The organism is Enterobacter sp. Acro-832, assembly GCF_011752745.1.
Classification (GTDB): domain Bacteria; phylum Pseudomonadota; class Gammaproteobacteria; order Enterobacterales; family Enterobacteriaceae; genus Enterobacter; species Enterobacter quasiroggenkampii.
This window is the reverse complement of the sequence record NZ_VWWX01000001.1, coordinates 970588-994763: the sequence shown is the minus strand read 5'-3', so window position 1 is coordinate 994763 and position 24176 is coordinate 970588. Positions and strand designations below refer to the sequence as shown.

The window sequence follows — 24176 nt, the reverse complement described above, 5'->3', positions numbered from 1 at the left end:
GGAGAACGTGATGAAAACTTTCCCGGACGATTTTTTATGGGGCGGCGCGGTTGCCGCGAATCAGGTAGAGGGCGCGTATCTGGAGGAGGGGAAAGGGCTGTCCACCTCTGACGTTCAGCCGCAGGGGGTCTTCGGCCCGGTGGTTGAGCGCGTGGCGGGCGACAGCGGCATCAAGGATGTTGCCATCGACTTCTATCATCGCTATCCGGAAGACATCAAACTGTTCGCGGAGATGGGCTTTAGCTGCCTGCGCGTCTCCATTGCCTGGACCCGCATTTTTCCGAACGGCGACGAGCAGCAGCCGAACGAGGCGGGGCTGGCGTTTTACGACCGGCTGTTTGACGAGCTGGCCGCGCACAACATTACCCCGCTGGTGACGCTGTCGCATTACGAAATGCCGTGGGGGCTGGTGAAGCAGTACGGCGGATGGGGCAGCCGCCAGACTATTGGGTTCTTCGAGCGCTACGCCCGTACCGTGTTTGCGCGCTACAAAGAAAAGGTCAAGCTCTGGCTGACCTTCAACGAGATCAATATGTCTCTGCACGCGCCGATGACCGGCGTGGGCCTGCCGGAAACCAGCAGCAAAGGCGAAGTGTATCAGGCGATCCATCATCAGCTGGTGGCCAGCGCGCTGGCGGTGAAGGCCTGCCATGAGATCGTTCCTGATGGCAGAATTGGCAATATGCTGCTGGGCGGTCTGATGTATCCGCTGACCTGCAAGCCGGAAGATGTTCTGGAAACACTGCAGGAAAACCGCGCCTGGCAATTCTTTGGTGACGTACAGTGTCGCGGTGCCTACCCGGGGTATATGCAGCGCTTCTTCCGCGACAACGGTATTCAGCTTGAGGTCACGGACGCCGACCGCGAGGCGCTGAAATCGACCGTCGATTTTATCTCCTTCAGCTACTACATGACGGGCTGTGTCACCGCGGACGACGCCCTCAATCAGCAGGCGCGCGGCAACATCCTGAGCATGGTGCCAAACCCGCATCTGGCCAGTTCCGAATGGGGCTGGCAGATTGACCCCATCGGCCTGCGTACCCTGCTAAACGTGCTCTGGGATCGCTATCAGAAGCCGCTGTTTATCGTGGAAAATGGTCTGGGAGCAAAGGATAAACCGGACGCGGACGGCACGGTGCAGGATGACTACCGCATCAGCTACCTTAACGACCATCTGGTGCAGGTGCGTGAAGCGATCGAAGACGGCGTTGAGGTGATGGGCTATACCAGCTGGGGCCCAATCGACCTGGTGAGCGCATCAAAAGCTGAACTCTCTAAGCGCTACGGCTTTATTTACGTCGATCGCGATGACAGTGGAAAAGGTACGCTGGCGCGCAGCCGCAAGAAAAGCTTCTACTGGTATAAAGAGGTTATTGCGACGAAAGGCGCGTCGCTGAAAGTTTAATAACGCGATCAACCTGACAGGGGACGTTCACGCTGTCGGGTTGATTATTTTTTATTTGCATAGTTAAATTTAAATAATAATTTCGGTGAATACTTTTCCGTATATTTAAATCTATGACAATTTACGCTTTGCCACGCATTACTAAAAAAACAAACAGAATCAAGCGTAATTTGCGCCTTTATTTTTTGAGTATATGGCGTAATGAAACGTTCTTTTATTTTATCTCTGAGTGTTCCCTTTGCATTTATTCTGGCTGCCTGCGCGCCTGAACATGCCACGGTATCTCCCATTAAAACGCAAACCACGGCGGCGTCGGTAAAGACGGTTCTGGCTCATCAGGACTGGCCGAAAAATGAGTGGTGGAAAGCATATAACGATCCCGAACTTAATTCGCTGATTGCGAAAGCATTAAGCGATGCGCCGGATATGCAGATTGCCCGTCAGCGCATTACGCTCGCTGAAGCCCAGGCCAAAGCGGTTATGGCTGCCGACGGTCCGCAGATCGATTTTTCAGCGGATGCTGAACGCCAGAAAATGTCTGCCGAAGGGCTGATGGGGCCCTTTGCCATTACCGACCCGGCGGCAGGGACAACCGGGCCGTGGTACACCAACGGCACTTTTGGCCTGACTGCTGGCTGGGATCTCGATCTCTGGGGAAAAAATCGCGCGCAGGTCGAAGCCCGGATAGGCAAAGTGAATGCGCAAAAAGCGGAGCTGGAGCAGACCCGTCAGCTGCTGGCCAGCAGCGTGGCGCGGCTTTACTGGGAATGGCAAACGCAGGCCGCCGTGGGGGAGGTCCTCGCGCAGATCAAACATGAGCAGGACAATATTATCGGCGCCGACCGCGAGCTGTATCAACACGGCATCACCTCCTCCGTGGAGGGCGTCGAAACGGACATCAACGCCAGCAAAACCGAAGAGCAGCTGGCCGGGGTCAACGGGAAGATGAAAGCCATAGAGGCGCGCCTGGTCGCGCTGACCAACGCCCCCTCCGTGAAGCTGACGCGGCACGCCTTGCCGACGGTGGAAGCCTCGTTACCGTCGACGCTCGGCTATGAACTGCTGGCACGCCGCCCGGATCTTCAGGAGGCGCACTGGTATATCGATGCCTCCATGAGCGAGGTGGAGGCCGCCAGAGCAGCGTTCTATCCTGACGTGAACCTGATGGCGTTCTTACAGCAGGATGCCCTCCACCTGAGCGATCTGTTCCGTTCATCCGCGCAGCAGATGGGCGTGACCGCCGGGTTGACGCTGCCAATTTTTGACAGCGGCAGGCTGAACGCCAGCCTGGATATCGCCCAGGCGCAGAACAATCTCTCGGTTGCCAACTACAACAAAGCGGTAGTGGAGGCCGTCAATCAGGTGGCACGCACGGCCAGCGAAGTCGAAACGCTAATGGCGAAGAGTAGCCATCAGCAGCAGGTTGAAAAAGATGCGGCACGGGTCGTGGCGCTGGCTCAGGCGCGTTTCAGCGCGGGGATTATTGCGGGCTCCCGGGTCAGTGAAGCCAGAATACCGGCCCTCAAAGAGCACCTCGAAGGCGTGCTGCTGAAGGGGCAATATGTCGACGCTACCCTGCAGCTGACCTCGGCGCTGGGCGGCGGCTATCATCATGGCTAAAAAAGGCCATTATCTATACTTACCTCTTTGCAGTTTTTCAGGAGGTGAGTATGACCAGAGTAGCGATTGTGACCGCATCGGATTCCGGGATTGGGAAAACCACGGCCCTGATGCTGGCTGAGCGCGGGTTTGATATTGGCGTCACCTGGCACTCGGATGAGAAAGGGGCGCTGGAAACCTGCCGCGAAGTCGAAGCGCAGGGGCAGCGTGCGGAGGCTATCCATCTTGATTTAAGCACGCTGCCGGAAGGCGCTGAGGCCATTGAAACGCTGATTGCGCGTTTTGGCCGGCTGGACGTGCTGGTCAATAATGCAGGGGCGATGACCAAAGCGCCGTTCCTCGAGATGCCGTTCGACGACTGGCGGAACATTTTCACCGTCGACGTGGACGGGGCGTTTCTCTGTTCACAGATAGCCGCAAGGCAGATGGTGAAGCAGGGGGAAGGGGGGCGGATTGTGAACATCACCTCGGTACATGAACACACGCCCCTGCCGGAGGCCAGCGCCTACACGGCGGCGAAACACGCGCTCGGCGGGTTAACCAAATCCATGGCGATGGAGCTGGTGAAGCACAACATTCTGGTGAACGCCGTCGCGCCGGGTGCCATTGCCACGCCAATGAATGACATGGACGACAGCGAAGTGAAGGAAGGCTCCATGCCGGAAATTCCGCTGGCAAGGCCGGGCCACACGAAAGAGATTGCCAGCCTGGTGGCGTGGCTGTGTGACAGCGATGCCAGCTATACAACAGGGCAATCGTTTATCGTCGACGGGGGCTTTATGCTGGCGAACCCGCAGTTTAAGCCGGAGGGATAGTAACCTTTCTCCCTCTCCCTCTCCCTCTCCCTTGAGGGAGAGGGCTGGGGTGAGGGGGAACATACGGCTGTAGTGGTCATTCCGTTCACTTCATGTTCTTTGCTACTCTGTAGCAGCATGACCTGTGAATGTGCCAGGGCGGCTCAATCGCCGCCGCCCTGGCGACCCGGGCTCCCGGCGGTAAATCGCCGCTTCGCGGTACCCTCAGCTTATTCCTTCAGGCTATCGGGTCGGGCATGAGCCTGCATCCCTGCAGGCCACGCCCTCTCGGCGCATCCCTGCGCCTCGCCCCGGCCTTACGGAAACGCTTCGGCGATTTACAGCCGGACCAGGGCGTCGCTGTAAACCATTAATTTACCTGAAGCAGTGTTCATCGCTTCAGGTAAAAAAATTACTGGGGAAGCCTCAGCCCTGTGGGTGAGGGCATCAGGCTGAACCAGGCTACTCCTCATCCCGCGTCTTTTCCCGATGCTTCAGCCATAGTCGAACTGCAATCACCGCCACGACTACCAGAATCAACCACGCCCAGTGCTTCAGGTGCTGGTCGAGATTATGCAGCCAGGGCGCAATCACTTCGCCCCCTACATAACCGAGCGTCGTAAAGATCAGCGCCCAGGCAATCGCGCCCACAATATTGAGCGGCAGAAAAATTTTGGGCGGCAGATGGCTGGCGCCAATCAGTATCGGCCCGATAATGCGAAAGCCATACATAAAGCGCGTGCCAATGACGAACAGATAGGGATGACGTTGAATGAGCCGCTGAGCGCGGCGGATTTTCTTCTGATGCTTTGCGAAACGCTTAAGCAGCGTTGGCCCAAAGCGCAGCCCCAGAAAGTAGAGCAGCTGATCGCCTATCATCCCGCCCAGCGCGACCGCGGCGACGACCAGCGGGAACTTCAGTAACCCCTGATGCGCGGCGACGCCCCCTAACAGCGTGATGGTTTCACCTTCTGCCACGCTACCGATGACCAGCGCGGCATATCCATATTGCTCAATGAGTGCGTTAATATCCATTACGTAACTGTTATCTCCCTCTGCGTGCCTCGTTTAATCATATACCCCATGAATCAACAGCGGGGAAATCAACGGAAATTTCCCACTGTACATAAAATAATCTAAAGCCTGCATTATACTTAAGGTATCGCTGACGGGCCGACAACAAGGGGGCGCTATGAACCATGTCTGGGGACTTTTCTCCCATCCCGATCGTGAAATGCATGTCATTAAAAGTGAGAACGAAACGGTCTCGCATCATTACACGCACCACGTGTTGCTGATGGCTGCGGTGCCGGTAATATGCGCTTTTATCGGAACGACACAAATCGGCTGGAACTTCGGTGACGGCACCGTGGTTCAGCTTTCCTGGTTTACCGGACTCTATCTGGCCATCGTCTTTTATGGCCTGATGCTGGCGGGTGTGGCGGTCATGGGGCGGGTCATTCACTGGATGGCGCGTAACTATCCGCAACGTCCATCGCTGGCGCACTGTATGGTCTTTGCCGGGTATGTCGCAACTCCGCTGTTCTTAAGCGGTATTGTTGCGCTCTATCCACTGGTCTGGCTGTGCGCGCTGATCGGTACTATTGCCCTCTTTTACACCGGTTATCTGCTGTATCTGGGGGTTCCAACCTTCCTGAATATCAATAAAGAAGAGGGCCTGAGCTTCTCCAGTTCAACGCTTGCCATCGGGGTGCTGGTGCTGGAGGCGCTACTGGCGCTGACGGTAATTCTTTGGGGTTATGGATACCGTCTCTTCTAAACGCACTGCATTGCTGGCGTAAATGCCAGCAATGCAGCATCTGTTCACGATTATCCTCTGGCGACAACGCTCGCTGACGGCTATGATGCCGAAGCCAGCCTGAGTTTATCCGTCGACCCAGGCGGTGTACGTTATGACGTGCGTGAATAATTATCAGAAGTCTCACCATGCTGAAATTCCGAGTCTCTTTACTTAGCCTGGCGCTGTTGCTGGGTGCGTCCGCTGCCGTGCCGGCCGTCGCCAAAACGCCCGCGGTGACTGCTACCGCCGCTCAGCCGCAAATTGCTTCCGGCAGCGCGATGATTGTCGATCTCAACACCAATAAGGTGATTTACGCCAGCCATCCGGATCTGGTGCGACCGATCGCCTCAATTACCAAATTAATGACCGCGATGGTGGTGCTTGATGCCCATCTGCCGCTGGACGAAAAACTGAAAGTGGATATCAGCCACACGCCGGAGATGAAGGGGATCTACTCCCGCGTGCGCCTGAACAGTGAGATCAGCCGTAAGAATATGCTGCTGCTGGCGCTGATGTCGTCTGAAAACCGCGCGGCTGCGAGCCTGGCGCACCACTATCCTGGCGGCTACGACGCCTTTATCCGCGCGATGAACGCCAAAGCCAAAGCGCTGGGGATGAACAATACGCACTATGTTGAACCGACGGGGCTGTCGATCAACAACGTCTCCACGGCGCGCGATCTGACGAAACTGCTGATTGCCAGCAAACAGTACCCGCTAATTGGTCAGCTCAGTACCACCCGTGAAGAGATGGCGACCTTTGCGAACCCAGCCTATACGCTGCCGTTCCGCAATACTAACCATCTGGTTTACCGGGATAACTGGAATATTCAGCTAACCAAAACCGGCTTTACCAACGCGGCTGGACACTGTCTGGTGATGCGCACCGTGTTTAACGGTAAGCCGGTGGCGCTGGTGGTGATGGATGCCTTCGGCAAATACACGCACTTCGCGGATGCGAGCCGCCTGCGTACCTGGATTGAAACAGGAAAAGTGCAGCCTGTCCCGGCCGCGGCATTGACGTATAAAAAGCAGAAAGCCGAGCAGATGGCGACGGCGCAGAACGATTAGGTAAAAGCAAAACGGTAACGCATGTTACCGTTTTTTATGTTTTCTCCCTCTCCCTGTGGGAGAGGGCCGGGGTGAGGGCACCAGACCGCACTGCGTTTATTCCGGCAGCGTCCAGTCACCGTCGTTGAGCGGGCGCTGCATAATCACCGTATCCCGCCAGTCTCCTTTCTTATAGCCTACGCTGCGCAGCTGACCGACAATCACGAAACCATGTTTTTTATGCAGGCGTAACGAACCGGCGTTGTTATTGCCATCCCCCACTACGGCAATCATCTGCCGCCACGGCCCTTGCTCGCAGCGTTCAATCAGCGCATCCATCAGTGCCGTGCCAAAACCGCGCCCGGTGATGCTGGCATCCACGTAAATCGACTCTTCCAGGGTATAGCGGTAGGCGTGTCGCGGTCGGTAAGGGGTGGCATAGCAGTAGCCCACCACAATGCCGCGGTACAGCGCGATAAGCCACGGTAAACCGTTCTCAGTCACGCTTTTCATACGTTGGCGCATTTCGTCAATGGTTGGGGGGACTTCTTCAAATGACGCACGCCCGTGAAGTACATGCCAGGCATAGATCGCGGCAATGGCATGCACATCATCGGGAAGGGCGTCGCGCACTTCCAGCTCGGTCTCGGATAAAACATCAATAGCCGACATGATGTGCCTGCTCCTCGTTATCGAATGCCGGAGAAACGTTTCTCCGGCGATGAGCAGTTACTCTATTACGATTAAGGAGCGCTTAACAATCTCTCAAATTTGGCTGTAGGAATTAATCAGACGCTTGCGTTATGTGCTGCTCCGCGTCTTCGCTCTCTTTCCAGTATTTCTTCCGCGTTGTTTTACCGATGCCGGGGTTCATGCTGTTTGTAGGGTCATTCTCGCGATAAAACTGCTTAAGTGCGTCCGGGGCTTTATAAAGATGTCCGACGTTGTGTTCCGCAGGATATTGTGCGCCACGTTCACGCAAAAGGGCGAGCATCTGCTCCTTCAGTTCGTGTGCATCGACCCCTTTTTTGACGATGTAATCCTGATGGAAGACATAGCACATAAAGTGGCCGTAATAGAGCTTATGCACCAGCTTGCTGTCGATTTCCGGCGGCAGGTGCTCGAACCACTCGGTGTCGTTACGCCGCAGGGCGATATCCAGCGCCAGAATGTCTTCCACCTCTTCGGAATGCACCGCCTGATATCGGATGGCGGCACCAGCGGCGGCAAAGCGGTGCAGGAACGCTTTGCTGCCCTCTTCAGGCGTACAGGCAAAGAAATTCCCTTCGGCGGTTTTGAAGAACTCGGTCAGCCAGGCCTGCGCTTCGGCGATCCCGTCTCCGGCCATTTTCAGCAGCAGGTGATGTTCGTACTTGTCGCGCCAGGTTTTCATCCTCTCCGGTAAATGCGCCGGGAAAACGTTGCCCAGCTTCTGCATAAAGCGGTCGGTGAAGTGGGGTTTGAACAGCGACACTTTCTCCAGCATCGCGTCGGTACGGCCCTTCATGGTGAAGAAGAACGGCATTTTGTCGGTGCCGAGCTTGTCGATCATCAGGAACGTGTCTTTGCCGTAGCGCTCGGCGATGTCGTAAATGTCCCGGTGCATGTACTCGCCCGCCACCGGCAGATGAGTGAATTCGCCCAGAATATGACGGCGGATCTCCGTCAGAACCTCAGGCTGGTTGGTGCCGATGTAAAATACCTGCTGCTTTTTCTCTGCCGGGAACGTGTCGAGACGTACCGCAAAAACGGCCAGCTTGCCCGCGCAGCCGGAGGATTCAAACAGGCGATCCGGATCGGCGTTATAGCGCGCCGGAGTGTCAGCGTTGATATCCCGCACGCGGGTCACGTAGTCATGGTCGTGTGCATGGCGACCGTCGTGCTGAACGTCTTCGTCCTTCACGCGATCGTCGTCGAGCTTGCTGAGGATCTGCTCCGGCGTCACGCCGAGATCGATTCCCAGATGGTTCACCAGCGTCAGCTTGCCGTTTTCGTCAATACGGGCAAACAGCGACATCTCGGTGTAGGCGGGGCCGCGCTGTACCAGCGAGCCGCCGGAGTTATTGCAGATCCCACCGACCACCGAGGCGCCAATGCAGGAGGAACCGATCACCGAGTGCGGTTCGCGGCCCAGCGGCTTAAGCGCTTTCTCGAGGGAGTAAAGCGTGGTGCCGGGGAACGCGAGCACCTGCTCGCCCTTGTCCAGCAGGTGCAGCTTGTCGAGGCGCAGGGTACTGATAATCACGATGTCACGATCGTAATCATTGCCGTTCGGCGTGGAGCCTTCGGTCAGGCCGGTATTGGCCGCCTGCATTAAAATAATCTTGTCGGCGGCGACGCAGGCGCTCAGGACGCGCCACAGCTCCAGCAGCGTGCCGGGGAAAACCACCGCCAGCGCCTCGCCCTGACCGGAGCGGAAGCCCTTGCGGTAGCGGGCGGTTTTAGCCGGGTCGGTAAGCAGGTGAGAGGAGCCAACCAGGCGCGACAGTTCGTTAATAAATGTTTTGTTATCGTCAGTTCGAACAGAAGACATCTTCCACTCCTTGTGGTGGGGCAAATTTCTCGCTGTAAAGCATAGCGCGATTAACTGTTAAGCGGTCGAGTATTCACGAGAAAAATCAGAGAATAACCCTGCAACGATCGGAGGGTTTGTGGCACACTGCGCTTTTCGCACGGTATGGCCGAGATCGTCCGGCGGTTATTGATGAGAGAGTAAAACGACATGAAATGGCTATGTTCTGTAGGTGTCGCCGTCAGCCTGGCGCTGCAACCTGCGCTGGCAGAGGATTTGTTTGGCAATCACCCGCTCACGCCTGAAGCGCGGGATGCGTTTGTCACAGAATTGCTCAAGAAAATGACGGTCGATGAGAAAATCGGCCAGCTGCGTCTGATCAGCGTCGGCCCGGATAACCCGAAAGAGGCCATCCGCGAGATGATCAAAGACGGGCAGGTAGGGGCCATCTTTAATACCGTCACCCGCCAGGATATCCGTAAGATGCAGGACCAGGTGATGGATCTCAGCCGCCTGAAAATTCCGCTGTTCTTTGCCTATGACGTGGTGCACGGCCAGCGTACCGTCTTCCCCATCAGCCTCGGCTTAGCCTCCTCCTTTAACCTCGACGCGGTGAAAACCGTCGGGCGCGTGTCGGCTTATGAAGCGGCGGACGACGGCCTGAACATGACCTGGGCGCCTATGGTGGACGTCTCGCGCGATCCGCGCTGGGGCCGCGGCTCGGAAGGCTTTGGTGAAGATACGTATTTAACCTCCACGATGGGTAAAACCATGGTGGAAGCGATGCAGGGCAAAAGCCCGGCGGACCGCTACTCGGTGATGACCAGCGTCAAACACTTCGCGGCCTACGGCGCGGTGGAGGGCGGTAAAGAGTACAACACCGTCGACATGAGTCCGCAGCGCCTGTTCAACGACTACATGCCGCCATACAAGGCCGGTCTGGATGCGGGCAGCGGCGCGGTGATGGTGGCGCTGAACTCGCTGAACGGCACGCCTGCGACCTCTGATTCCTGGTTGCTGAAAGACGTGCTGCGCGACCAGTGGGGCTTTAAGGGCATCACCGTTTCCGACCACGGTGCGATTAAAGAGCTGATCAAACACGGTACCGCCTCCGATCCGGAAGACGCGGTGCGCGTCGCGCTCAAGTCCGGCATCAACATGAGCATGAGCGACGAGTATTACAGCAAATATCTGCCGGGGCTGGTGAAGAGCGGCAAGGTGACGATGGCGGAGCTGGACGATGCCACCCGTCACGTGCTGAACGTCAAATACGACATGGGGCTGTTTAACGATCCGTACAGCCACCTGGGTCCGAAAGAGTCTGACCCGGCAGATACCAATGCTGAAAGCCGCCTGCACCGCAAAGAAGCGCGTGACGTGGCGCGCGAAAGCCTGGTGCTGCTGAAAAACCGCCTCGACACGCTGCCGCTGAAAAAATCCGGCACCATTGCCGTGGTGGGGCCGCTGGCCGACAGCAAGCGCGACGTGATGGGCAGCTGGTCTGCCGCGGGCGTGGCTGACCAGTCCGTGACCGTGCTGACCGGTATCAAGAGTGCCGTCGGTGAAAACGCCAAAGTGGTTTACGCCAAAGGGGCGAACGTCACCAACGATAAAGACATCGTGACCTTCCTTAACCAGTATGAAGAAGCGGTGAAGGTCGATCCGCGCACGCCGAAGGAGATGATTGACGAGGCGGTGAACGCCGCGAAGCAGTCTGACGTCGTTGTCGCGGTCGTGGGGGAAGCGCAGGGTATGGCGCACGAAGCCTCCAGCCGGACCGATATCACCATTCCGCAGAGCCAGCGCGATCTGATCGCCGCCCTGAAAGCCACCGGCAAGCCGCTGGTGCTGGTGCTGATGAACGGTCGTCCGCTGGCGCTGGTGAAAGAAGACCAGCAGGCTGACGCCATCCTGGAAACCTGGTTCGCTGGTACCGAAGGCGGTAACGCCATCGCCGACGTGCTGTTTGGCGATTACAACCCGTCGGGCAAGCTGCCGATGTCCTTCCCGCGCTCCGTCGGGCAGATCCCGGTCTATTACAGCCACCTGAACACCGGTCGCCCGTACAACGCCGACAAGCCGAACAAATACACGTCTCGTTACTTCGACGAAGCTAACGGCCCGCTGTATCCGTTTGGTTACGGCCTGAGCTACACCACCTTCAAGGTTTCTGACGTCAAAATGTCGTCGCCGAGCCTGAAGCGTGACGGCAACGTCACCGCCAGCGTTGAGGTGACCAACACCGGCAAGCGCGAAGGGGCAACGGTGATTCAGATGTACGTTCAGGATGTCACCGCGTCGATGAGCCGTCCGGTGAAACAGCTGCGCGGTTTTGAGAAGGTCAACCTCAAGCCGGGGGAAACTAAAACCATCAGCTTCCCGATCGACGTGGATGCGCTGAAGTTCTGGAACCAGCAGATGAAATATGATGCGGAACCGGGCAAATTTAACGTCTTTATCGGCGTGGACTCCGCCCGCGTGAATAAAGGCGAGTTCGAGCTGCTGTAACCTTTCCTTCCTTTGCCTCCCCCCGTCCTGCGGGGGAGGCGTCTTACCTTATGCTAAAAAGGCATTTTGACGGTTAATTCCGCCGTTTTAAGCTACGCTTTTCTCTCAAGCCTCTGAAAAAGGCAGCAAAAAAATGAGGATAGCGGAATGACGATTGCAAAGGGGATGTGGGGATCTGCGGTGTTACTGGCGGCGCTGAGCCTGCCGTTACAGGCGGCGGAGCCGGTAAAGGTGGGTTCAAAGATCGATACCGAAGGCGCGCTGCTCGGCAATATTATTTTGCAGGTGCTGGAAAGTCACGGCGTGAAAACGGTCAATAAAGTCCAGCTCGGCACCACGCCCGTTGTGCGCGGCGCAATTACCTCCGGCGAGCTGGATATCTACCCGGAATACACCGGCAACGGCGCATTCTTCTTCAAAGATGAAAACGATCCGGCATGGAAAAACGCCAAAGCCGGATATGAGAAAGTCAAAAAACTCGACGCGGAACAGAACAAACTGGTCTGGCTGACCCCGGCGCCGGCCAACAATACCTGGACTATCGCCGTGCGCAAGGACGTGGCGGAGAAAGGGAAGCTGACCACCCTGGCGGATCTCAGCCGCTACCTGAAAGAGAAGGGCGACTTTAAGCTGGCGGCGTCCGCGGAGTTTATCGAGCGTCCTGATGCGCTCCCGGCGTTCGAAAAAGCCTACGACTTCAAGCTCGACCAGGCTCAGCTGCTCTCGCTGGCGGGCGGGGATACCGCGGTGACCATCAAAGCGGCGGCACAGCAAACCTCCGGCGTTAACGCGGCAATGGCCTACGGCACAGACGGCCCGGTGGCGGCGCTTGGCCTGCAAACCCTGACCGATCCAAAAGGCGTACAGCCGATTTACGCGCCGACCCCGGTGGTGCGCGAGGCGGTGCTAAAAGCGTACCCGGACATTGCAGAATGGCTCAAACCGGCCTTCGAAAAGCTGGATGAAAAAACGCTGCAGCAGCTGAATGCCAGCATTGCCGTCGAGGGACTGGATGCCAAAAAAGTGGCCGCCGACTTCCTGAAGCAACAAGGGCTTGTGAAGTAACGGGAAAAGGCTGTGCCAATAAAATGTCATAACCGCGTCCTGCTGCTGCTGGCCTGTGTGGCCATCGCGGCGGTCGCGTTACCGTTTGTCAATGTTGCCCCAAACCGCCTGATGTCGGGGGAGGGCAAAGCGCTCTGGCAGGTCTGGTCGTTTACGCCGGGGTGGCTTGTGGCATCGCTGGGCGCGTGGGTGATCCTGTCGCTCTGGCAGGGACGCCCGGCGCAGTGGCTGACGCTGTTCCTCTCTGAAGGGTTGTTTATCCTCCTGTTCTGGAGCGCCGGGCTGGCGGCGACGCATATGGCCTCGGCGGAAAGTCCGCTGGCGAGAACCACTATCGGCAGCGGCCTGTGGCTGTGGCTGGCGCTGTGTCTGCTGGCCTGCAGCGATGCCATTCGTCGACTCATCGCCAGTGCCGTCTGGCGCTGGGTGCTCAATGCGCAGATATGGTGTATTCCTTTACTCCTGCTGTTCAGCGGGGAATTGAACAACCTCTCGCTGTTAAAAGAGTACGCCAACCGTCAGGAGGTGTTTGATGATGCCCTCGCGCAGCACCTGACGATCCTCTTCGGTACGCTCGTTCCGGCGCTGCTGGTTGGGATCCCCCTTGGCATGTGGTGCTATCGCCATCCTTCACGCCAGGGCGGGGTTTTTGCCGTGCTCAACGTTATCCAGACCATTCCTTCCGTTGCGCTGTTTGGCCTGCTGATTGCGCCGCTGGCCGGGCTGGTGAAGTCATTCCCGGTGCTCGGAACGCTCGGTGTTGCCGGGACGGGACTAACGCCCGCTCTTATCGCGCTGGTGCTGTATGCCCTGCTGCCGCTGGTGCGCGGCGTGGTCGCAGGTTTAGGCCAGGTCGCACCTGACGTGCTGGAAAGCGCCCATGCGATGGGAATGAGCGCGCGGCAGTGTTTCTGGAAAATTCAGCTCCCGCTGGCGCTGCCCCTGCTGTTGCGCAGCCTGCGGGTGGTGGCGGTCCAGACCGTCGGCATGGCGGTGATTGCGGCGCTGATTGGCGCGGGCGGCTTTGGCGCGCTGGTGTTCCAGGGGCTGCTGAGCAGTGCTCTGGATCTGGTGTTATTGGGTGTGGTGCCCACGATTGCGCTGGCGGTGGTCGTCGACGCACTGTTTGCCTTATGGCTCGCGCTGCTCGGGAGAAGAGCCAATGATTGAATTTCATGATGTCAGTAAAACCTTTGCCGGTCGCCCGGCGGCGAGCCACCTGAACCTGAACTTTGCCGAGGGGGCGTTTTCCGTGCTGATAGGCACCTCGGGGTCGGGCAAGTCCACCACGCTGAAGATGATCAACCGGCTGGTTGAGCATGACAGCGGGCTGATTCGCTTTGCCGGGGAAGAGATCCGCAGCCTGCCGGTGCTGGAGCTGCGCCGTCGGATGGGCTATGCCATTCAGTCTATCGGCCTGTTTCCGCACTGGACGGTGGCGCAGAACATCGCCACCGTGCTGCAGCTGGAAAAATGGTCGCGGGCGAAAATCGCCGATCGTGTTGATGAGCTGATGTCTCTGCTGGGGTTAGAGCCCGCGCTGCGCGATCGCTATCCGCACCAGCTTTCCGGCGGGCAGCAGCAGCGCGTGGGCGTGGCGCGCGCGCTGGCGGCCAACCCGCAGGTGTTGCTGATGGACGAACCCTTTGGCGCGCTGGATCCGGTTACGCGCGGGGCGCTGCAGGCGGAGATGACCCGCATTCACCGCATTCTCGGACGCACGATCGTGCTCGTGACGCACGATATTGATGAAGCCCTGCGCCTGGCTGACCATCTGGTGCTGATGGATCATGGCGAAGTGGTGCAGCAGGGCTCGCCGCTTGAGCTGTTAACCTGGCCGAAGAATGACTTTGTGCGCGAGTTTTTTGGCCGCAGCGAACTGGGCGTCAGGCTGCTCTCCCTGCGAACGGTCAGCGACTATATGCGTCGGGATGCGGTGTCGGTGAGCGGCGAACCGCTGCAGGCGCAGATGAGCCTGCGGGACGCGCTCTCCGCGTTTGTCGCGCGCCAGTGCGAGGTATTGCCCGTTGCGGATGCCCGGGGCGCGCCGTGCGGAACCTTACACTTTCGCGATCTGCTGGCCGGGGAGGTGACGCATGAAGGCACTGCGTGATCCGCTCCTCTGGCTGGTAGCGCTCTTTGTCGCTTTACTGTTTCTGATGCCCCACAGCGCGGCGCTGTTTAACAGCCTCTTTCCCGGACTGCCGCGGCCGGTGTATCAGCAGGAGAGCTTTATTAATCTCGCCCTGGCGCATCTCTGGCTGGTGGCGCTCTCAAGCGCCATCGCGGTTGTGCTGGGCGTGGGGGCGGGCATCGCGGTCACGCGGCCTGCGGGCCGGGAGTTTCGTCCGCTGGTGGAGACGATTGCGGCCATCGGACAGACGTTTCCGCCCGTGGCGGTGCTGGCGATAGCGGTTCCGGTGATGGGCTTTGGCCAACAGCCTGCCATCATTGCGCTGATATTATACGGCGTATTACCGGTTCTGCAGGGCACGCTGGCGGGCATCGCGGCGGTACCTGCGTCCGTGCTGAGCGTGGCGGAAGGGGTGGGGATGAGTCGCGGCCAGCGGCTGCGTAAGGTTGAACTGCCGCTTGCGGCACCGGTTATCATTGCCGGGATCCGCACGTCGGTCATCATTAACATCGGGACGGCGACCATTGCGTCGACGGTCGGTGCTAATACGCTGGGAACGCCGATCATTATCGGCTTAAGCGGGTTTAATACGGCTTATATTGTGCAGGGAGCGGTGCTGGTCGCGCTGGCGGCAATCGTCGTCGATCGCGCTTTTGAGCGGCTGGCGCTGTGCCTCAGCCGACACCGCCGCGAACAATAAACGAGTACCCTGCCAGCATTACGCCGCCGATGCCGCTTACGGCCATCAGGACAAAAAGGGTAATAATGGCCAGTTTGGTTGCCTTCATCATGTGCTCCTGTTGTTAACGGAACAATTATACGGTGAAGCGCAGCTGTTAATGAACCATTAAATGCCGTTATGGCTCATCCGGGCCAAGGGAATAAACCGGGTAACCATTCTCACGCCATTCCGTCAGCAGCTGTTGCTGCGTGGCGGACGGCACTTCGCCACACCAGACCAGCAGGGTCTGGCCGTCGAAAAACTCAGGTCTGAGCTGCGCCAGCGAGTGCGCCAGGACATCCACGCGCCAGCCCTTCTGGGTGGCTATCCACGCTTCCAGCCACAGGCGGGTGGTATCGTGCACGTTCCAGCCCACCACCAGCGCATCTTTGCCGGCTTTGTTCTTCGCCGAGGCAAGGCAGACGGCAATGTAGTTGATCAGCACCCCGTCGAGCATGCTGAGCAGCGCCTGCAGGGTAGACTGCTGGCACTGCAGGCGTCGACGGAGCGGAATGAAAAGATGGGAGATCAGCGTCTGTGCCGGGTAATCGCGGCCCTGCTCTTTTATCCATGCGCGCAGGCGCTGCAGGTTGCCCGCCTGCAGGAGCCGCAGCAGGGTTTCCTGTTGTTCGCGCCAGAGATGCTGCGTATCCGGGTCGTCGTGGCTCAGAAGGGACTTCACTTTGCCGACCTGCACACCGTTGTCGATCCAGCTCTTAATCTCGCGGATGCGGTCGATATCGGCCTCATTGAAAAGACGATGACCACCGTCCGTTCTCTGCGGTTTGAGTAATCCATACCGTCGCTGCCACGCCCGTAGGGTAACGGGATTGATATCACAAAGGAGTGCCACTTCACCTATCGTGTAAAGCGCCATATTCGCCCCCTGGCTTACGCGTCCCCAGCTTAACTGTAGACCCACTTTTCGGAACCAGGAAGGATTGATTGATTTTTGAACAAACAATGCGAAGCATGCGCGATATTCAGAAAAAGGTGTGATAACGGACACGATTTTGCGCTTTTATGGGATGCTTCAAAGAAAGTTAAGCCGCATCCGTGTATGTTACGCGTTTTTAGCGTGTGCGGTTTTGAGTATGTACGAGTTTAATCTGGTGCTGCTGTTGCTTCAGCAGATGTGCGTGTTTCTTGTCATTGCCTGGCTGATGAGTAAAACGCGCCTGTTTATCCCGCTGATGCAGGTCACCGTACGTCTGCCGCATAAGCTGCTCTGCTACGTCACCTTCTCTATTTTCTGCATCATGGGGACTTATTTTGGTCTCCATATCGAAGACTCTATTGCCAATACGCGCGCGATTGGCGCGGTGATGGGCGGGCTGCTGGGCGGTCCCGTCGTCGGTGGCCTTGTCGGTTTAACCGGGGGGCTGCATCGCTATTCCATGGGCGGGATGACGGCCCTGAGCTGTATGATCTCCACGATTGTGGAAGGTCTGCTTGGCGGCCTGGTTCACAGCTACATGATTAAACGCGGCCGCCCGGATAAAGTCTTCAGCCCGCTCACCGCCGGAGCCATCACCTTTGTGGCCGAAATGGCGCAGATGGCGATCATCCTGCTGATTGCTCGTCCGTTTGAGGATGCGCTGCACCTGGTCAGCAGCATTGCTGCTCCGATGATGGTGACCAATACCGTGGGCGCGGCGCTGTTTATGCGCATTCTGCTCGACAAGCGCGCCATGTTTGAGAAGTACACCTCGGCCTTTTCCGCCACGGCGCTGAAGGTTGCCGCCTCGACCGAAGGGATCCTGCGCCAGGGGTTTAACGAAGAGAACAGCATGAAGGTGGCGCAGGTGCTCTACAAGGAGCTGGATATCGGCGCGGTGGCCATCACCGACCGCGAGCGGCTGCTGGCCTTTACCGGCACCGGGGACGATCACCATCTGCCGGGTAAACCCATCTCCTCAGCCTATACGCTGCGCGCCATTGAAACCGGCGAGGTGGTGTATGCCGACGGAAACGAAGTGCCTTACCGCTGTTCGCTGCATCCGCAGTGCAAGCTGGGCTCCACGCTGGTGATTCCGCTGCGCGGCGAGAATCAGCGGGTGATGGGCACCATCAAGCTGTATGAGGCGAAAAACCGTCTGTTCAGCTCGATCAACCGCACGCTGGGGGAGGGGATCGCCCAGCTGCTGTCCGCGCAAATCCTCGCCGGACAGTATGAGCGGCAGAAAGCCCTGCTGACGCAGTCTGAGATCAAACTGCTGCATGCCCAGGTCAATCCGCATTTCCTGTTCAACGCCCTCAATACGCTTAAAGCGGTGATCCGCCGCGACAGCGATCAGGCCGCCCAGCTGGTGCAGTTTCTGTCGACCTTTTTCCGTAAAAATCTGAAACGTCCGTCTGAGATCGTCACCCTCGCCGATGAGATTGAGCACGTGAATGCCTATCTGCAGATTGAACAGGCGCGTTTCCAGTCTCGTTTGCAGGTGTCGCTCTCCGTACCGGATGAGCTGGCGTATCAGCATCTTCCGGCCTTTACCCTGCAGCCGATTGTGGAAAACGCCATCAAACACGGTACGTCACAGCTGCTGGGAACGGGGGAGATAACCATTGCCGCCAGCCGTTTCAACCATCACCTGGTGCTGGATATTGAAGACAACGCCGGGCTTTATCAGCCTTCCGCCTCCGGCGGTTTAGGGATGAGCCTGGTGGATAAACGCCTGCGTGCCCATTTTGGCGATGACTGTGGCATTACCGTCGCCTGCGAGCCCGACCGATTTACCCGTATTACCGTACGACTGCCGCTGGAGGAAAACGCATGTTAAGAGTGCTGATTGTGGATGATGAGCCGCTGGCACGGGAAAACCTGCGCGTTCTGCTGCAGGAGCAGCCGGATATTGAGATTGTGGGAGAGTGCGCGAACGCCATTGAGGCCATCGGCGCGGTGCACAAACTGCGTCCGGACGTGCTGTTCCTCGATATTCAGATGCCCCGCATCAGCGGGCTGGAGATGGTCGGCATGCTCGATCCGGAACATCGTCCCTACATCGTGTTTCTGACGGCGTTTGATGAATATGCCGTTAAGGCTTTTGAGGAGCACGCGTTTGACTATCTGCTCAAGCCGATTGAAGAGAAGCGTCTTGAAAAAACGCTCACCCGTTTACGCCAGGAGCGCACGGTCCAGGACGTCACGCTGCTGCCGGAAAACCAGCAGCCGCTGAAGTTTATCCCCTGCACCGGGCACAGCCGGATTTATCTTCTGCAGATGGATGATGTGGCCTTTGTCAGCAGCCGTCTGAGCGGGGTGTTTGTCACCAGCGCGGAAGGGAACGAAGGGTTTACCGAGCTGACCCTGCGCACGCTGGAGAGCCGCACGCCGCTGATTCGCTGTCACCGTCAGTACCTGGTGAATATGGCGCATCTGAAGGAGATCCGCCTGGAAGATAACGGCCAGGCCGAGCTGGTGCTGCGTGCCGGACAAACGGTACCCGTTAGCCGTCGCTACCTGAAGAGTTTGAAAGAGGCGATTGGGCTGTAAAGCTGATACACTGCGCGCCATTGCATCATCGACATTCGAAGGCTCTATGCTAAGTAACGATATTCTTCGTAGCCTGCGCTACACCCTGAAAGCGAACAATAACGACATGGTGCGCATTCTTGCGCTGTCCGATATGGAATCCACGTCTGCGAGTTTTGACACGTGGATGACCAAAGAAGACGAAGAGGGCTTTGTCCGCTGCCCTGACATCATTCTGTCGGGTTTCCTGAACGGCCTGATTTACGATAAGCGTGGCAAAGATCCGGCCGCGCCAGAGCTGGCGCTGGAGCGTCGGGTGAACAACAACACGGTGCTGAAAAAGCTGCGTATCGCGTTCTCGCTGAAAACGGACGATATCGTGGCGATCATGACCGAGCAAAAATTCCGCGTATCCGTGCCGGAAGTGACCGCCATGATGCGCGCGCCGGATCATAAAAACTACCGCGAGTGCGGTGACCAGTTCCTGCGTAATTTCCTGCGCGGGCTGACCCACCGGGTGCATCACCCGAAGGCGTGATGTTTAGCCGGGTGGCGGCTTCACCTTACCCGGCCTACAAAACCCGTAGGCCCGTGCAGGCGTAGCGCCGCCGGGCAAAAAAAAGCCGGAGATAATCTCCGGCTTTTTTGTTATTTCACCTGCTGACCCGGCTTCGCGCCTTCGTCAGGGCTTAACAGGAAGATATCTTTCCCGCCAGGGCCTGCAGCCATCACCATCCCCTCAGAGATGCCGAAGCGCATTTTACGCGGCGCCAGGTTCGCCACCATCACGGTCTGACGGCCGATCAGCACCTGCGGATCCGGGTAAGCAGAGCGGATCCCGGAGAAGACGTTGCGCTTCTCGCCGCCCAGATCCAGCGTCAGGCGCAGCAGCTTGTCAGAGCCTTCCACGAACTCCGCGTTTTCAATCAGCGCCACGCGCAGGTCGACTTTGGCGAAATCATCGAAGGTAATGGTTTCCTGAATCGGGTCGTCTGCCAGCGGGCCGGTGACCGGTGCCGCTGCTGCCTTCACCTCTTCTTTAGAGGCTTCCACCAGGGCTTCAACCTGCTTCATCTCGATGCGGTTGTACAGCGCTTTGAAGGTGTTGACCTTGTGGCCGAGCAGCGGCTGCTGGATAGCATCCCAGGTCAGTTCCGTGTTCAGGAACGCTTCAGCACGGGCTGCCAGCTGTGGCAGAACCGGCTTCAGCCAGGTCATCAGCACGCGGAACATGTTCAGACCCATGGTGCAGATCGCCTGCAGGTCGGCGTCACGGCCTTCCTGTTTCGCGACCACCCACGGGGCCTGATCGTCCACATAGCGGTTGGCAACATCGGCCAGCGCCATGATTTCGCGAATCGCTTTACCGAATTCACGGCTTTCCCAGGCTTCGCCAACCGCAGCGGCGGCATCGGTGAAGGTTTTATACAGCTCAGGATCGGCCAGTTCGGCAGAAAGCACGCCGTCAAAACGCTTGGCGATGAAGCCCGCGTTACGTGACGCCAGGTTCACCACCTTGTTGACGATGTCCGCATTCACGCGCTGCACGAAATCTTCCAGGTTCAGGTCGATATCGTCGATGCGGGAAGAGAGCTTCGCGGTGTAGTAGTAGCGCAGGCTGTCCGCGTCGAAGTGGTTCAGCCAGGTGCTGGCCTTGATGAACGTCCCGCGGGACTTGGACATCTTGGCGCCGTTCACCGTCACGTAGCCGTGAACAAACAGGTTGGTTGGCTTGCGGAAGTTGCTGCCTTCCAGCATGGCCGGCCAGAACAGGCTGTGGAAGTAAACGATGTCTTTACCGATGAAGTGGTACAGCTCGGCAGTGGAATCTTTCTTCCAGTAATCGTCGAAGCTTACGGTATCGCCACGCTTGTCGCACAGGTTCTTAAAGGAGCCCATGTAGCCGATTGGCGCGTCCAGCCAGACGTAGAAGTATTTGCCCGGTGCGTTCGGGATTTCGAAGCCGAAATACGGCGCATCGCGGGAGATATCCCACTGTTGCAGGCCGGATTCGAACCACTCCTGCATCTTGTTCGCCACTTGCTCCTGCAGTGCGCCGCTGCGGGTCCACGCCTGCAGCATTTCGCTGAAGGACGGCAGGTCGAAGAAGAAGTGCTCGGAGTCACGCATCACAGGCGTGGCGCCGGAAACCACGGATTTCGGCTCGATAAGCTCGGTCGGGCTGTAGGTTGCGCCGCACACTTCGCAGTTATCGCCGTACTGATCCGGGGATTTACATTTCGGACAGGTGCCTTTGACGAAGCGGTCCGGCAGGAACATGCCTTTTTCCGGATCGTACAGCTGCGAGATGGTGCGGTTTTTAATAAAACCGTTCTCTTTCAGACGGGTGTAGATCAGCTCCGACAGCTCGCGGTTTTCGTCGCTGTGCGTGGAGTGATAGTTGTCATAGCTGATGTCAAAGCCAGCAAAATCGGTCTGATGCTCCTGACTCATGTCGGCAATCATCTGCTCCGGGGAGATCCCCAGTTGCTGCGCTTTCAGCATGATCGGCGTGCCGTGGGCATCGTCCGCACAGATGAAGTTAACCTCGTGGCCGCGCATTCGCTGGTAACGGACCCAGACATCAGCCTGGATATGCTCCAGCATGTGGCCGAGGTGGATTGAGCCGTTGGCGTACGGCAGTGCGCACGTTACCAGAATTTTCTTCGCGACTTGAGTCATAGTAGGCATTACTTCTTTTAACTGTGAAAAGGGTTTTTGATATTACCAAAAGGGGCATTATTAAGTAAGCACAAACCACGGCCTTTCAGGTAAACTTGTTCATCTAAGGTCTTATTCACAAGAACAAAGGAGTCGGGATGAGTTCTCAATCCCAGGCCAAATCACCGGAAGCCTTACGAGCAATGGTCGCCGGGACGCTGGCTAACTTTCAGCATCCAACCCTGAAGCATAATCTCACTACGCTGAAAGCGTTACACCACGTTGCCTGGCTGGATGATACGCTGCACATTGAGCTGCAGATGCCGTTCGTCTGGACCAGCGCCTTTGACGCGCTGAAAGAGCAGACCAGCTCTGAGCTGCTGCGCATGACCGGCGCGAAGGCGATCGACTGGAAGCTGAGCCACAGCATTGCCACGCTGAAACGCGTGAAAAACCAGCCAGGCGTGAACGGCGTGAAAAACATCATTGCCGTCAGCTCGGGGAAGGGCGGGGTGGGGAAATCCTCTACCGCCGTAAACCTGGCGCTGGCGCTGGCAGCGGAAGGGGCAAAGGTCGGTATTCTGGATGCCGACATCTACGGTCCGTCTATTCCAAATATGCTGGGCGCGGAAAACCAGCGTCCAACCTCACCGGACGGCACCCACATGGCACCGATCATGGCGCACGGTCTGGCGACCAACTCCATCGGTTACCTGGTGACTGACGATAACGCCATGGTCTGGCGCGGCCCGATGGCCAGCAAAGCGCTGCTGCAGATGCTGCAGGAGACGATGTGGCCGGATCTGGATTATCTGGTGCTGGACATGCCGCCGGGCACCGGTGATATTCAGCTCACGCTGGCGCAAAACATTCCGGTGACGGGAGCCGTTGTGGTGACCACGCCGCAGGATATCGCGCTGATCGACGCCAAAAAAGGCATCGTGATGTTCGAGAAGGTGGAAGTGCCGGTGCTCGGTATCGTGGAGAACATGAGCATGCACATCTGCAGCAACTGCGGTCACCACGAGCCTATCTTCGGTACGGGTGGCGCAGAAAAACTGGCCGCGAAGTATCACACCCAACTCCTGGGACAGATGCCGCTGCACATTACCCTGCGCGAAGATCTGGATAGCGGCAAGCCGACGGTGGTCAGCCGTCCGGACAGCGAATTTGCAGAGATGTATCGTCAGCTGGCGGGTCGCGTTGCGGCGCAGCTTTACTGGCAGGGCGAAGTGATCCCGGGCGAAATCGCGTTCCGCGCGGTGTAACGCCTTCGCGTTGAATTGCCGGGTGGCGCTTCGCTTACCCGGCCTACAACTGGCACTATCACGTAGGTCGGGTAAGGCGAAGCCGCCACCCGACTTTAACCCAACCGATAGTGCATCAAATAATACTCTCCCTCCGGAGAATCCCCCGTCGCCTCAATGTGCCAGCCGTGCCGCTGGTAAAACGCGACAGCCCGCGCATTCTTCACCAGACACTTAAGCGAACCCGTACTGGTAAACGTCTTCTGCACCTGTTCCAGGAGCATTTTCCCGACGCCGTGGCTTTGATACTGCGGGTCAACAAAGAGGTTGTGCAGAAAATTATCGTTCGTCCAGACGGAAGCAAAACCCAGGCGATGGCCGTTCTGCGTGGCAACCCAAATCACTTCGTCACGGGTGGCCGCGTCAAAGTCTTCAAGCTGCCAGTCTGAACTGTCCAGCCATGGCCAGGCTTCACGCCGGGCGTGGAGGAAGAGCGTGCGCAGGAAAGGGCGATCGCTTTCCTGCCAGGGGCGGATCAGGATGGTATTAGCGGTGATAGAAAATATCTCCATTATAGGCTTTGTAGATTTTGCCATCCGCATCGCCAATCAACACGTAATTCTCGCCCATGTAGGTCCAGTGGGTTCCGGCATCCGGCGCCGGCAGATTACGCAGCTGGTACTGTTTGATGGTGTACTCCGGCGTTTGATACTGCGCCGGCGCCGTGTCGCCAATCTTGAATTTCGTGAAGTCAGCGATGAACTCTTGTTCTTCATAGGCCTTGATGCCGGAGGGTGCAGCGGCCGTTTGCGGGGCAGAGAATGCAGATCCCGCCAGAGACAGTAATACACCCAGAAGCAGCAGTTTACGCTTAGCCATTTTTTCTCCAGTGATATCGTTACAGATACTTTTCGTCTGCGGGTCGTGCAAAGCGAAGCAGACAGTCCATTTTAAGTATCAACGCAGGGTATGTTTGAAAAAAAATGTAACAAAAGTGGACGGTTTTGTGTAGCCCAATTGCGTGATGTTTATCAGTGTCGGGAATATTGCCAGTGTCTTATATTTTTAATATTTATCATTTCATTTATTAATTCTGAAAATAACTTTTCATATCAAAGTTAGAAAACGATGCGAATGCTTTCCGCCTGAAGAGCATTTAATATCGCCTTCGAGTGCAGCGTGCTTAC

General features: G+C 57.5%; 22 protein-coding genes. 14 read left to right on the top strand and 8 right to left on the bottom strand.

All coding sequences use genetic code 11. The features are described from left to right. Nucleotides 1–10: 10 nt before the first annotated feature. The 3 genes from ascB to F3J31_RS04580 all read left to right on the top strand — a co-directional run bounded on the left by ascB (nucleotide 11) and on the right by F3J31_RS04580 (nucleotide 3840). The gene (ascB, locus tag F3J31_RS04590) at nucleotides 11–1405 is read left to right on the top strand and encodes a 6-phospho-beta-glucosidase (protein ID WP_045908670.1); all 1395 of its coding nucleotides are present in this window, start codon (nucleotides 11–13) and stop codon (nucleotides 1403–1405) included. Between the two features lie 201 nt (nucleotides 1406–1606). After that, a complete protein-coding gene (mdtQ, locus tag F3J31_RS04585) occupies nucleotides 1607–3025 on the top strand; it encodes a multidrug resistance outer membrane protein MdtQ (RefSeq protein WP_167211591.1) in 1419 nt (472 codons plus the stop codon). 50 nt (nucleotides 3026–3075) lie between these two features. Then, nucleotides 3076–3840: an SDR family oxidoreductase gene (locus tag F3J31_RS04580; RefSeq protein ID WP_023615867.1), complete on the top strand. Its 765-nt coding sequence runs from the start codon at nucleotides 3076–3078 to the stop codon at nucleotides 3838–3840. Nucleotides 3841–4281: 441 nt separating this feature from the next. Here F3J31_RS04580 and F3J31_RS04575 read toward each other — a convergent pair whose 3' ends face one another. Further along, nucleotides 4282–4854, bottom strand: a complete 573-nt coding sequence (locus F3J31_RS04575) for a DedA family protein (RefSeq protein ID WP_008500905.1) — start codon at nucleotides 4852–4854, stop codon at nucleotides 4282–4284. Between the two features lie 157 nt (nucleotides 4855–5011). Here F3J31_RS04575 and F3J31_RS04570 point away from each other — a divergent pair, with 157 nt between their 5' ends. Both F3J31_RS04570 and pbpG read left to right on the top strand, forming a co-directional pair. Beyond that, nucleotides 5012–5599, top strand: coding sequence for a Yip1 family protein (locus tag F3J31_RS04570; protein WP_023312454.1), 588 nt, complete (start codon nucleotides 5012–5014; stop codon nucleotides 5597–5599). 167 nt (nucleotides 5600–5766) lie between these two features. Next, nucleotides 5767–6690 carry a D-alanyl-D-alanine endopeptidase gene (gene pbpG / locus F3J31_RS04565; RefSeq protein WP_045908667.1) on the top strand — a complete coding sequence of 308 codons (924 nt, stop codon included), beginning with the start codon at nucleotides 5767–5769 and terminating at the stop codon, nucleotides 6688–6690. A 96-nt stretch (nucleotides 6691–6786) separates the two neighbouring features. Here pbpG and F3J31_RS04560 read toward each other — a convergent pair whose 3' ends face one another. Next, nucleotides 6787–7341, bottom strand: a complete 555-nt coding sequence (locus F3J31_RS04560) for a GNAT family N-acetyltransferase (RefSeq protein ID WP_045908666.1) — start codon at nucleotides 7339–7341, stop codon at nucleotides 6787–6789. A gap of 112 nt (nucleotides 7342–7453) precedes the next feature. Then, nucleotides 7454–9202, bottom strand: a complete 1749-nt coding sequence (gene dld, locus F3J31_RS04555) for a D-lactate dehydrogenase (protein WP_167211588.1) — start codon at nucleotides 9200–9202, stop codon at nucleotides 7454–7456. 189 nt (nucleotides 9203–9391) lie between these two features. Between dld and bglX the strand changes: the two genes are divergently transcribed. From bglX to F3J31_RS04530, 5 genes are all read left to right on the top strand, one after another. After that, a complete protein-coding gene (gene bglX, locus F3J31_RS04550; protein ID WP_048028242.1) occupies nucleotides 9392–11689 on the top strand; it encodes a beta-glucosidase BglX in 2298 nt (765 codons plus the stop codon). Between the two features lie 147 nt (nucleotides 11690–11836). Then, nucleotides 11837–12754 carry an ABC transporter substrate-binding protein gene (locus F3J31_RS04545; protein WP_167211585.1) on the top strand — a complete coding sequence of 306 codons (918 nt, stop codon included), beginning with the start codon at nucleotides 11837–11839 and terminating at the stop codon, nucleotides 12752–12754. A gap of 12 nt (nucleotides 12755–12766) precedes the next feature. After that, nucleotides 12767–13924: an ABC transporter permease gene (locus F3J31_RS04540; RefSeq protein ID WP_048028246.1), complete on the top strand. Its 1158-nt coding sequence runs from the start codon at nucleotides 12767–12769 to the stop codon at nucleotides 13922–13924. After that, nucleotides 13917–14867, top strand: a complete 951-nt coding sequence (locus F3J31_RS04535) for an ABC transporter ATP-binding protein (protein ID WP_167211583.1) — start codon at nucleotides 13917–13919, stop codon at nucleotides 14865–14867. Before F3J31_RS04540 ends, F3J31_RS04535 begins: the two co-directional genes overlap by 8 nt. Continuing rightward, the gene (locus tag F3J31_RS04530) at nucleotides 14851–15588 is read left to right on the top strand and encodes an ABC transporter permease (protein ID WP_167211580.1); all 738 of its coding nucleotides are present in this window, start codon (nucleotides 14851–14853) and stop codon (nucleotides 15586–15588) included. Before F3J31_RS04535 ends, F3J31_RS04530 begins: the two co-directional genes overlap by 17 nt. Here F3J31_RS04530 and F3J31_RS04525 read toward each other — a convergent pair. Both F3J31_RS04525 and mlrA read right to left on the bottom strand, forming a co-directional pair. Further along, on the bottom strand, nucleotides 15563–15676 hold the full coding sequence (locus F3J31_RS04525; RefSeq protein WP_008500895.1) for a protein YohO: 114 nt from the start codon (nucleotides 15674–15676) through the stop codon (nucleotides 15563–15565). The two genes, F3J31_RS04530 and F3J31_RS04525, sit on opposite strands and share 26 nt — an antisense overlap. 69 nt (nucleotides 15677–15745) lie before the next feature. Beyond that, entirely contained in the window at nucleotides 15746–16486 is a 741-nt protein-coding gene (gene mlrA / locus F3J31_RS04520; protein ID WP_048224086.1) for an HTH-type transcriptional regulator MlrA, read from the bottom strand. A 217-nt stretch (nucleotides 16487–16703) separates the two neighbouring features. On the opposite strand from mlrA, the gene F3J31_RS04515 reads away from it, so the two are divergent. The 3 genes from F3J31_RS04515 to F3J31_RS04505 are packed head-to-tail and all read left to right on the top strand — an operon-like array spanning nucleotide 16704 to nucleotide 19619. Then, nucleotides 16704–18389: a sensor histidine kinase gene (locus F3J31_RS04515; protein WP_024908145.1), complete on the top strand. Its 1686-nt coding sequence runs from the start codon at nucleotides 16704–16706 to the stop codon at nucleotides 18387–18389. Further along, nucleotides 18383–19102 carry a two-component system response regulator BtsR gene (gene btsR, locus F3J31_RS04510; RefSeq protein WP_024908144.1) on the top strand — a complete coding sequence of 240 codons (720 nt, stop codon included), beginning with the start codon at nucleotides 18383–18385 and terminating at the stop codon, nucleotides 19100–19102. Before F3J31_RS04515 ends, btsR begins: the two co-directional genes overlap by 7 nt. A 46-nt stretch (nucleotides 19103–19148) precedes the next feature. Further along, a complete protein-coding gene (locus F3J31_RS04505; protein WP_008500891.1) occupies nucleotides 19149–19619 on the top strand; it encodes a DUF1456 family protein in 471 nt (156 codons plus the stop codon). Nucleotides 19620–19729: 110 nt separating this feature from the next. On the opposite strand, the gene metG is transcribed toward F3J31_RS04505, so the two are convergent. After that, complete coding sequence (gene metG, locus F3J31_RS04500) at nucleotides 19730–21763, bottom strand: methionine--tRNA ligase (RefSeq protein WP_167211577.1); 2034 nt, start codon at nucleotides 21761–21763, stop codon at nucleotides 19730–19732. Between the two features lie 137 nt (nucleotides 21764–21900). On the opposite strand from metG, the gene apbC reads away from it, so the two are divergent. Further along, entirely contained in the window at nucleotides 21901–23010 is a 1110-nt protein-coding gene (apbC, locus tag F3J31_RS04495) for an iron-sulfur cluster carrier protein ApbC (RefSeq protein ID WP_045908656.1), read from the top strand. 95 nt (nucleotides 23011–23105) lie between these two features. On the opposite strand, the gene F3J31_RS04490 is transcribed toward apbC, so the two are convergent. Together F3J31_RS04490 and F3J31_RS04485 are read right to left on the bottom strand one after the other, a co-directional pair. Next, a complete protein-coding gene (locus tag F3J31_RS04490) occupies nucleotides 23106–23585 on the bottom strand; it encodes a GNAT family N-acetyltransferase (protein WP_045908655.1) in 480 nt (159 codons plus the stop codon). After that, nucleotides 23536–23868: an RcnB family protein gene (locus F3J31_RS04485; protein WP_008500887.1), complete on the bottom strand. Its 333-nt coding sequence runs from the start codon at nucleotides 23866–23868 to the stop codon at nucleotides 23536–23538. Before F3J31_RS04485 ends, F3J31_RS04490 begins: the two co-directional genes overlap by 50 nt. Nucleotides 23869–24176 lie beyond the last annotated feature (308 nt).

Excerpts from the sequence above, each read along its gene's own strand:
- ascB (WP_045908670.1), top strand. The coding sequence starts at position 11 with ATGAAAACTTTCCCGGACGATTTTTTATGGGGCGGCGCGGTTGCCGCG.
- mdtQ (WP_167211591.1), top strand. The coding sequence starts at position 1,607 with ATGAAACGTTCTTTTATTTTATCTCTGAGTGTTCCCTTTGCATTTATT.
- F3J31_RS04580 (WP_023615867.1), top strand. The coding sequence starts at position 3,076 with ATGACCAGAGTAGCGATTGTGACCGCATCGGATTCCGGGATTGGGAAA.
- F3J31_RS04575 (WP_008500905.1), bottom strand. The coding sequence starts at position 4,854 with ATGGATATTAACGCACTCATTGAGCAATATGGATATGCCGCGCTGGTC.
- F3J31_RS04570 (WP_023312454.1), top strand. The coding sequence starts at position 5,012 with ATGAACCATGTCTGGGGACTTTTCTCCCATCCCGATCGTGAAATGCAT.
- pbpG (WP_045908667.1), top strand. The coding sequence starts at position 5,767 with ATGCTGAAATTCCGAGTCTCTTTACTTAGCCTGGCGCTGTTGCTGGGT.
- F3J31_RS04560 (WP_045908666.1), bottom strand. The coding sequence starts at position 7,341 with ATGTCGGCTATTGATGTTTTATCCGAGACCGAGCTGGAAGTGCGCGAC.
- dld (WP_167211588.1), bottom strand. The coding sequence starts at position 9,202 with ATGTCTTCTGTTCGAACTGACGATAACAAAACATTTATTAACGAACTG.
- bglX (WP_048028242.1), top strand. The coding sequence starts at position 9,392 with ATGAAATGGCTATGTTCTGTAGGTGTCGCCGTCAGCCTGGCGCTGCAA.
- F3J31_RS04545 (WP_167211585.1), top strand. The coding sequence starts at position 11,837 with ATGACGATTGCAAAGGGGATGTGGGGATCTGCGGTGTTACTGGCGGCG.
- F3J31_RS04535 (WP_167211583.1), top strand. The coding sequence starts at position 13,917 with ATGATTGAATTTCATGATGTCAGTAAAACCTTTGCCGGTCGCCCGGCG.
- F3J31_RS04530 (WP_167211580.1), top strand. The coding sequence starts at position 14,851 with ATGAAGGCACTGCGTGATCCGCTCCTCTGGCTGGTAGCGCTCTTTGTC.
- F3J31_RS04525 (WP_008500895.1), bottom strand. The coding sequence starts at position 15,676 with ATGAAGGCAACCAAACTGGCCATTATTACCCTTTTTGTCCTGATGGCC.
- mlrA (WP_048224086.1), bottom strand. The coding sequence starts at position 16,486 with ATGGCGCTTTACACGATAGGTGAAGTGGCACTCCTTTGTGATATCAAT.
- F3J31_RS04515 (WP_024908145.1), top strand. The coding sequence starts at position 16,704 with ATGTACGAGTTTAATCTGGTGCTGCTGTTGCTTCAGCAGATGTGCGTG.
- btsR (WP_024908144.1), top strand. The coding sequence starts at position 18,383 with ATGTTAAGAGTGCTGATTGTGGATGATGAGCCGCTGGCACGGGAAAAC.
- F3J31_RS04505 (WP_008500891.1), top strand. The coding sequence starts at position 19,149 with ATGCTAAGTAACGATATTCTTCGTAGCCTGCGCTACACCCTGAAAGCG.
- metG (WP_167211577.1), bottom strand. The coding sequence starts at position 21,763 with ATGACTCAAGTCGCGAAGAAAATTCTGGTAACGTGCGCACTGCCGTAC.
- apbC (WP_045908656.1), top strand. The coding sequence starts at position 21,901 with ATGAGTTCTCAATCCCAGGCCAAATCACCGGAAGCCTTACGAGCAATG.
- F3J31_RS04490 (WP_045908655.1), bottom strand. The coding sequence starts at position 23,585 with ATGGCAAAATCTACAAAGCCTATAATGGAGATATTTTCTATCACCGCT.
- F3J31_RS04485 (WP_008500887.1), bottom strand. The coding sequence starts at position 23,868 with ATGGCTAAGCGTAAACTGCTGCTTCTGGGTGTATTACTGTCTCTGGCG.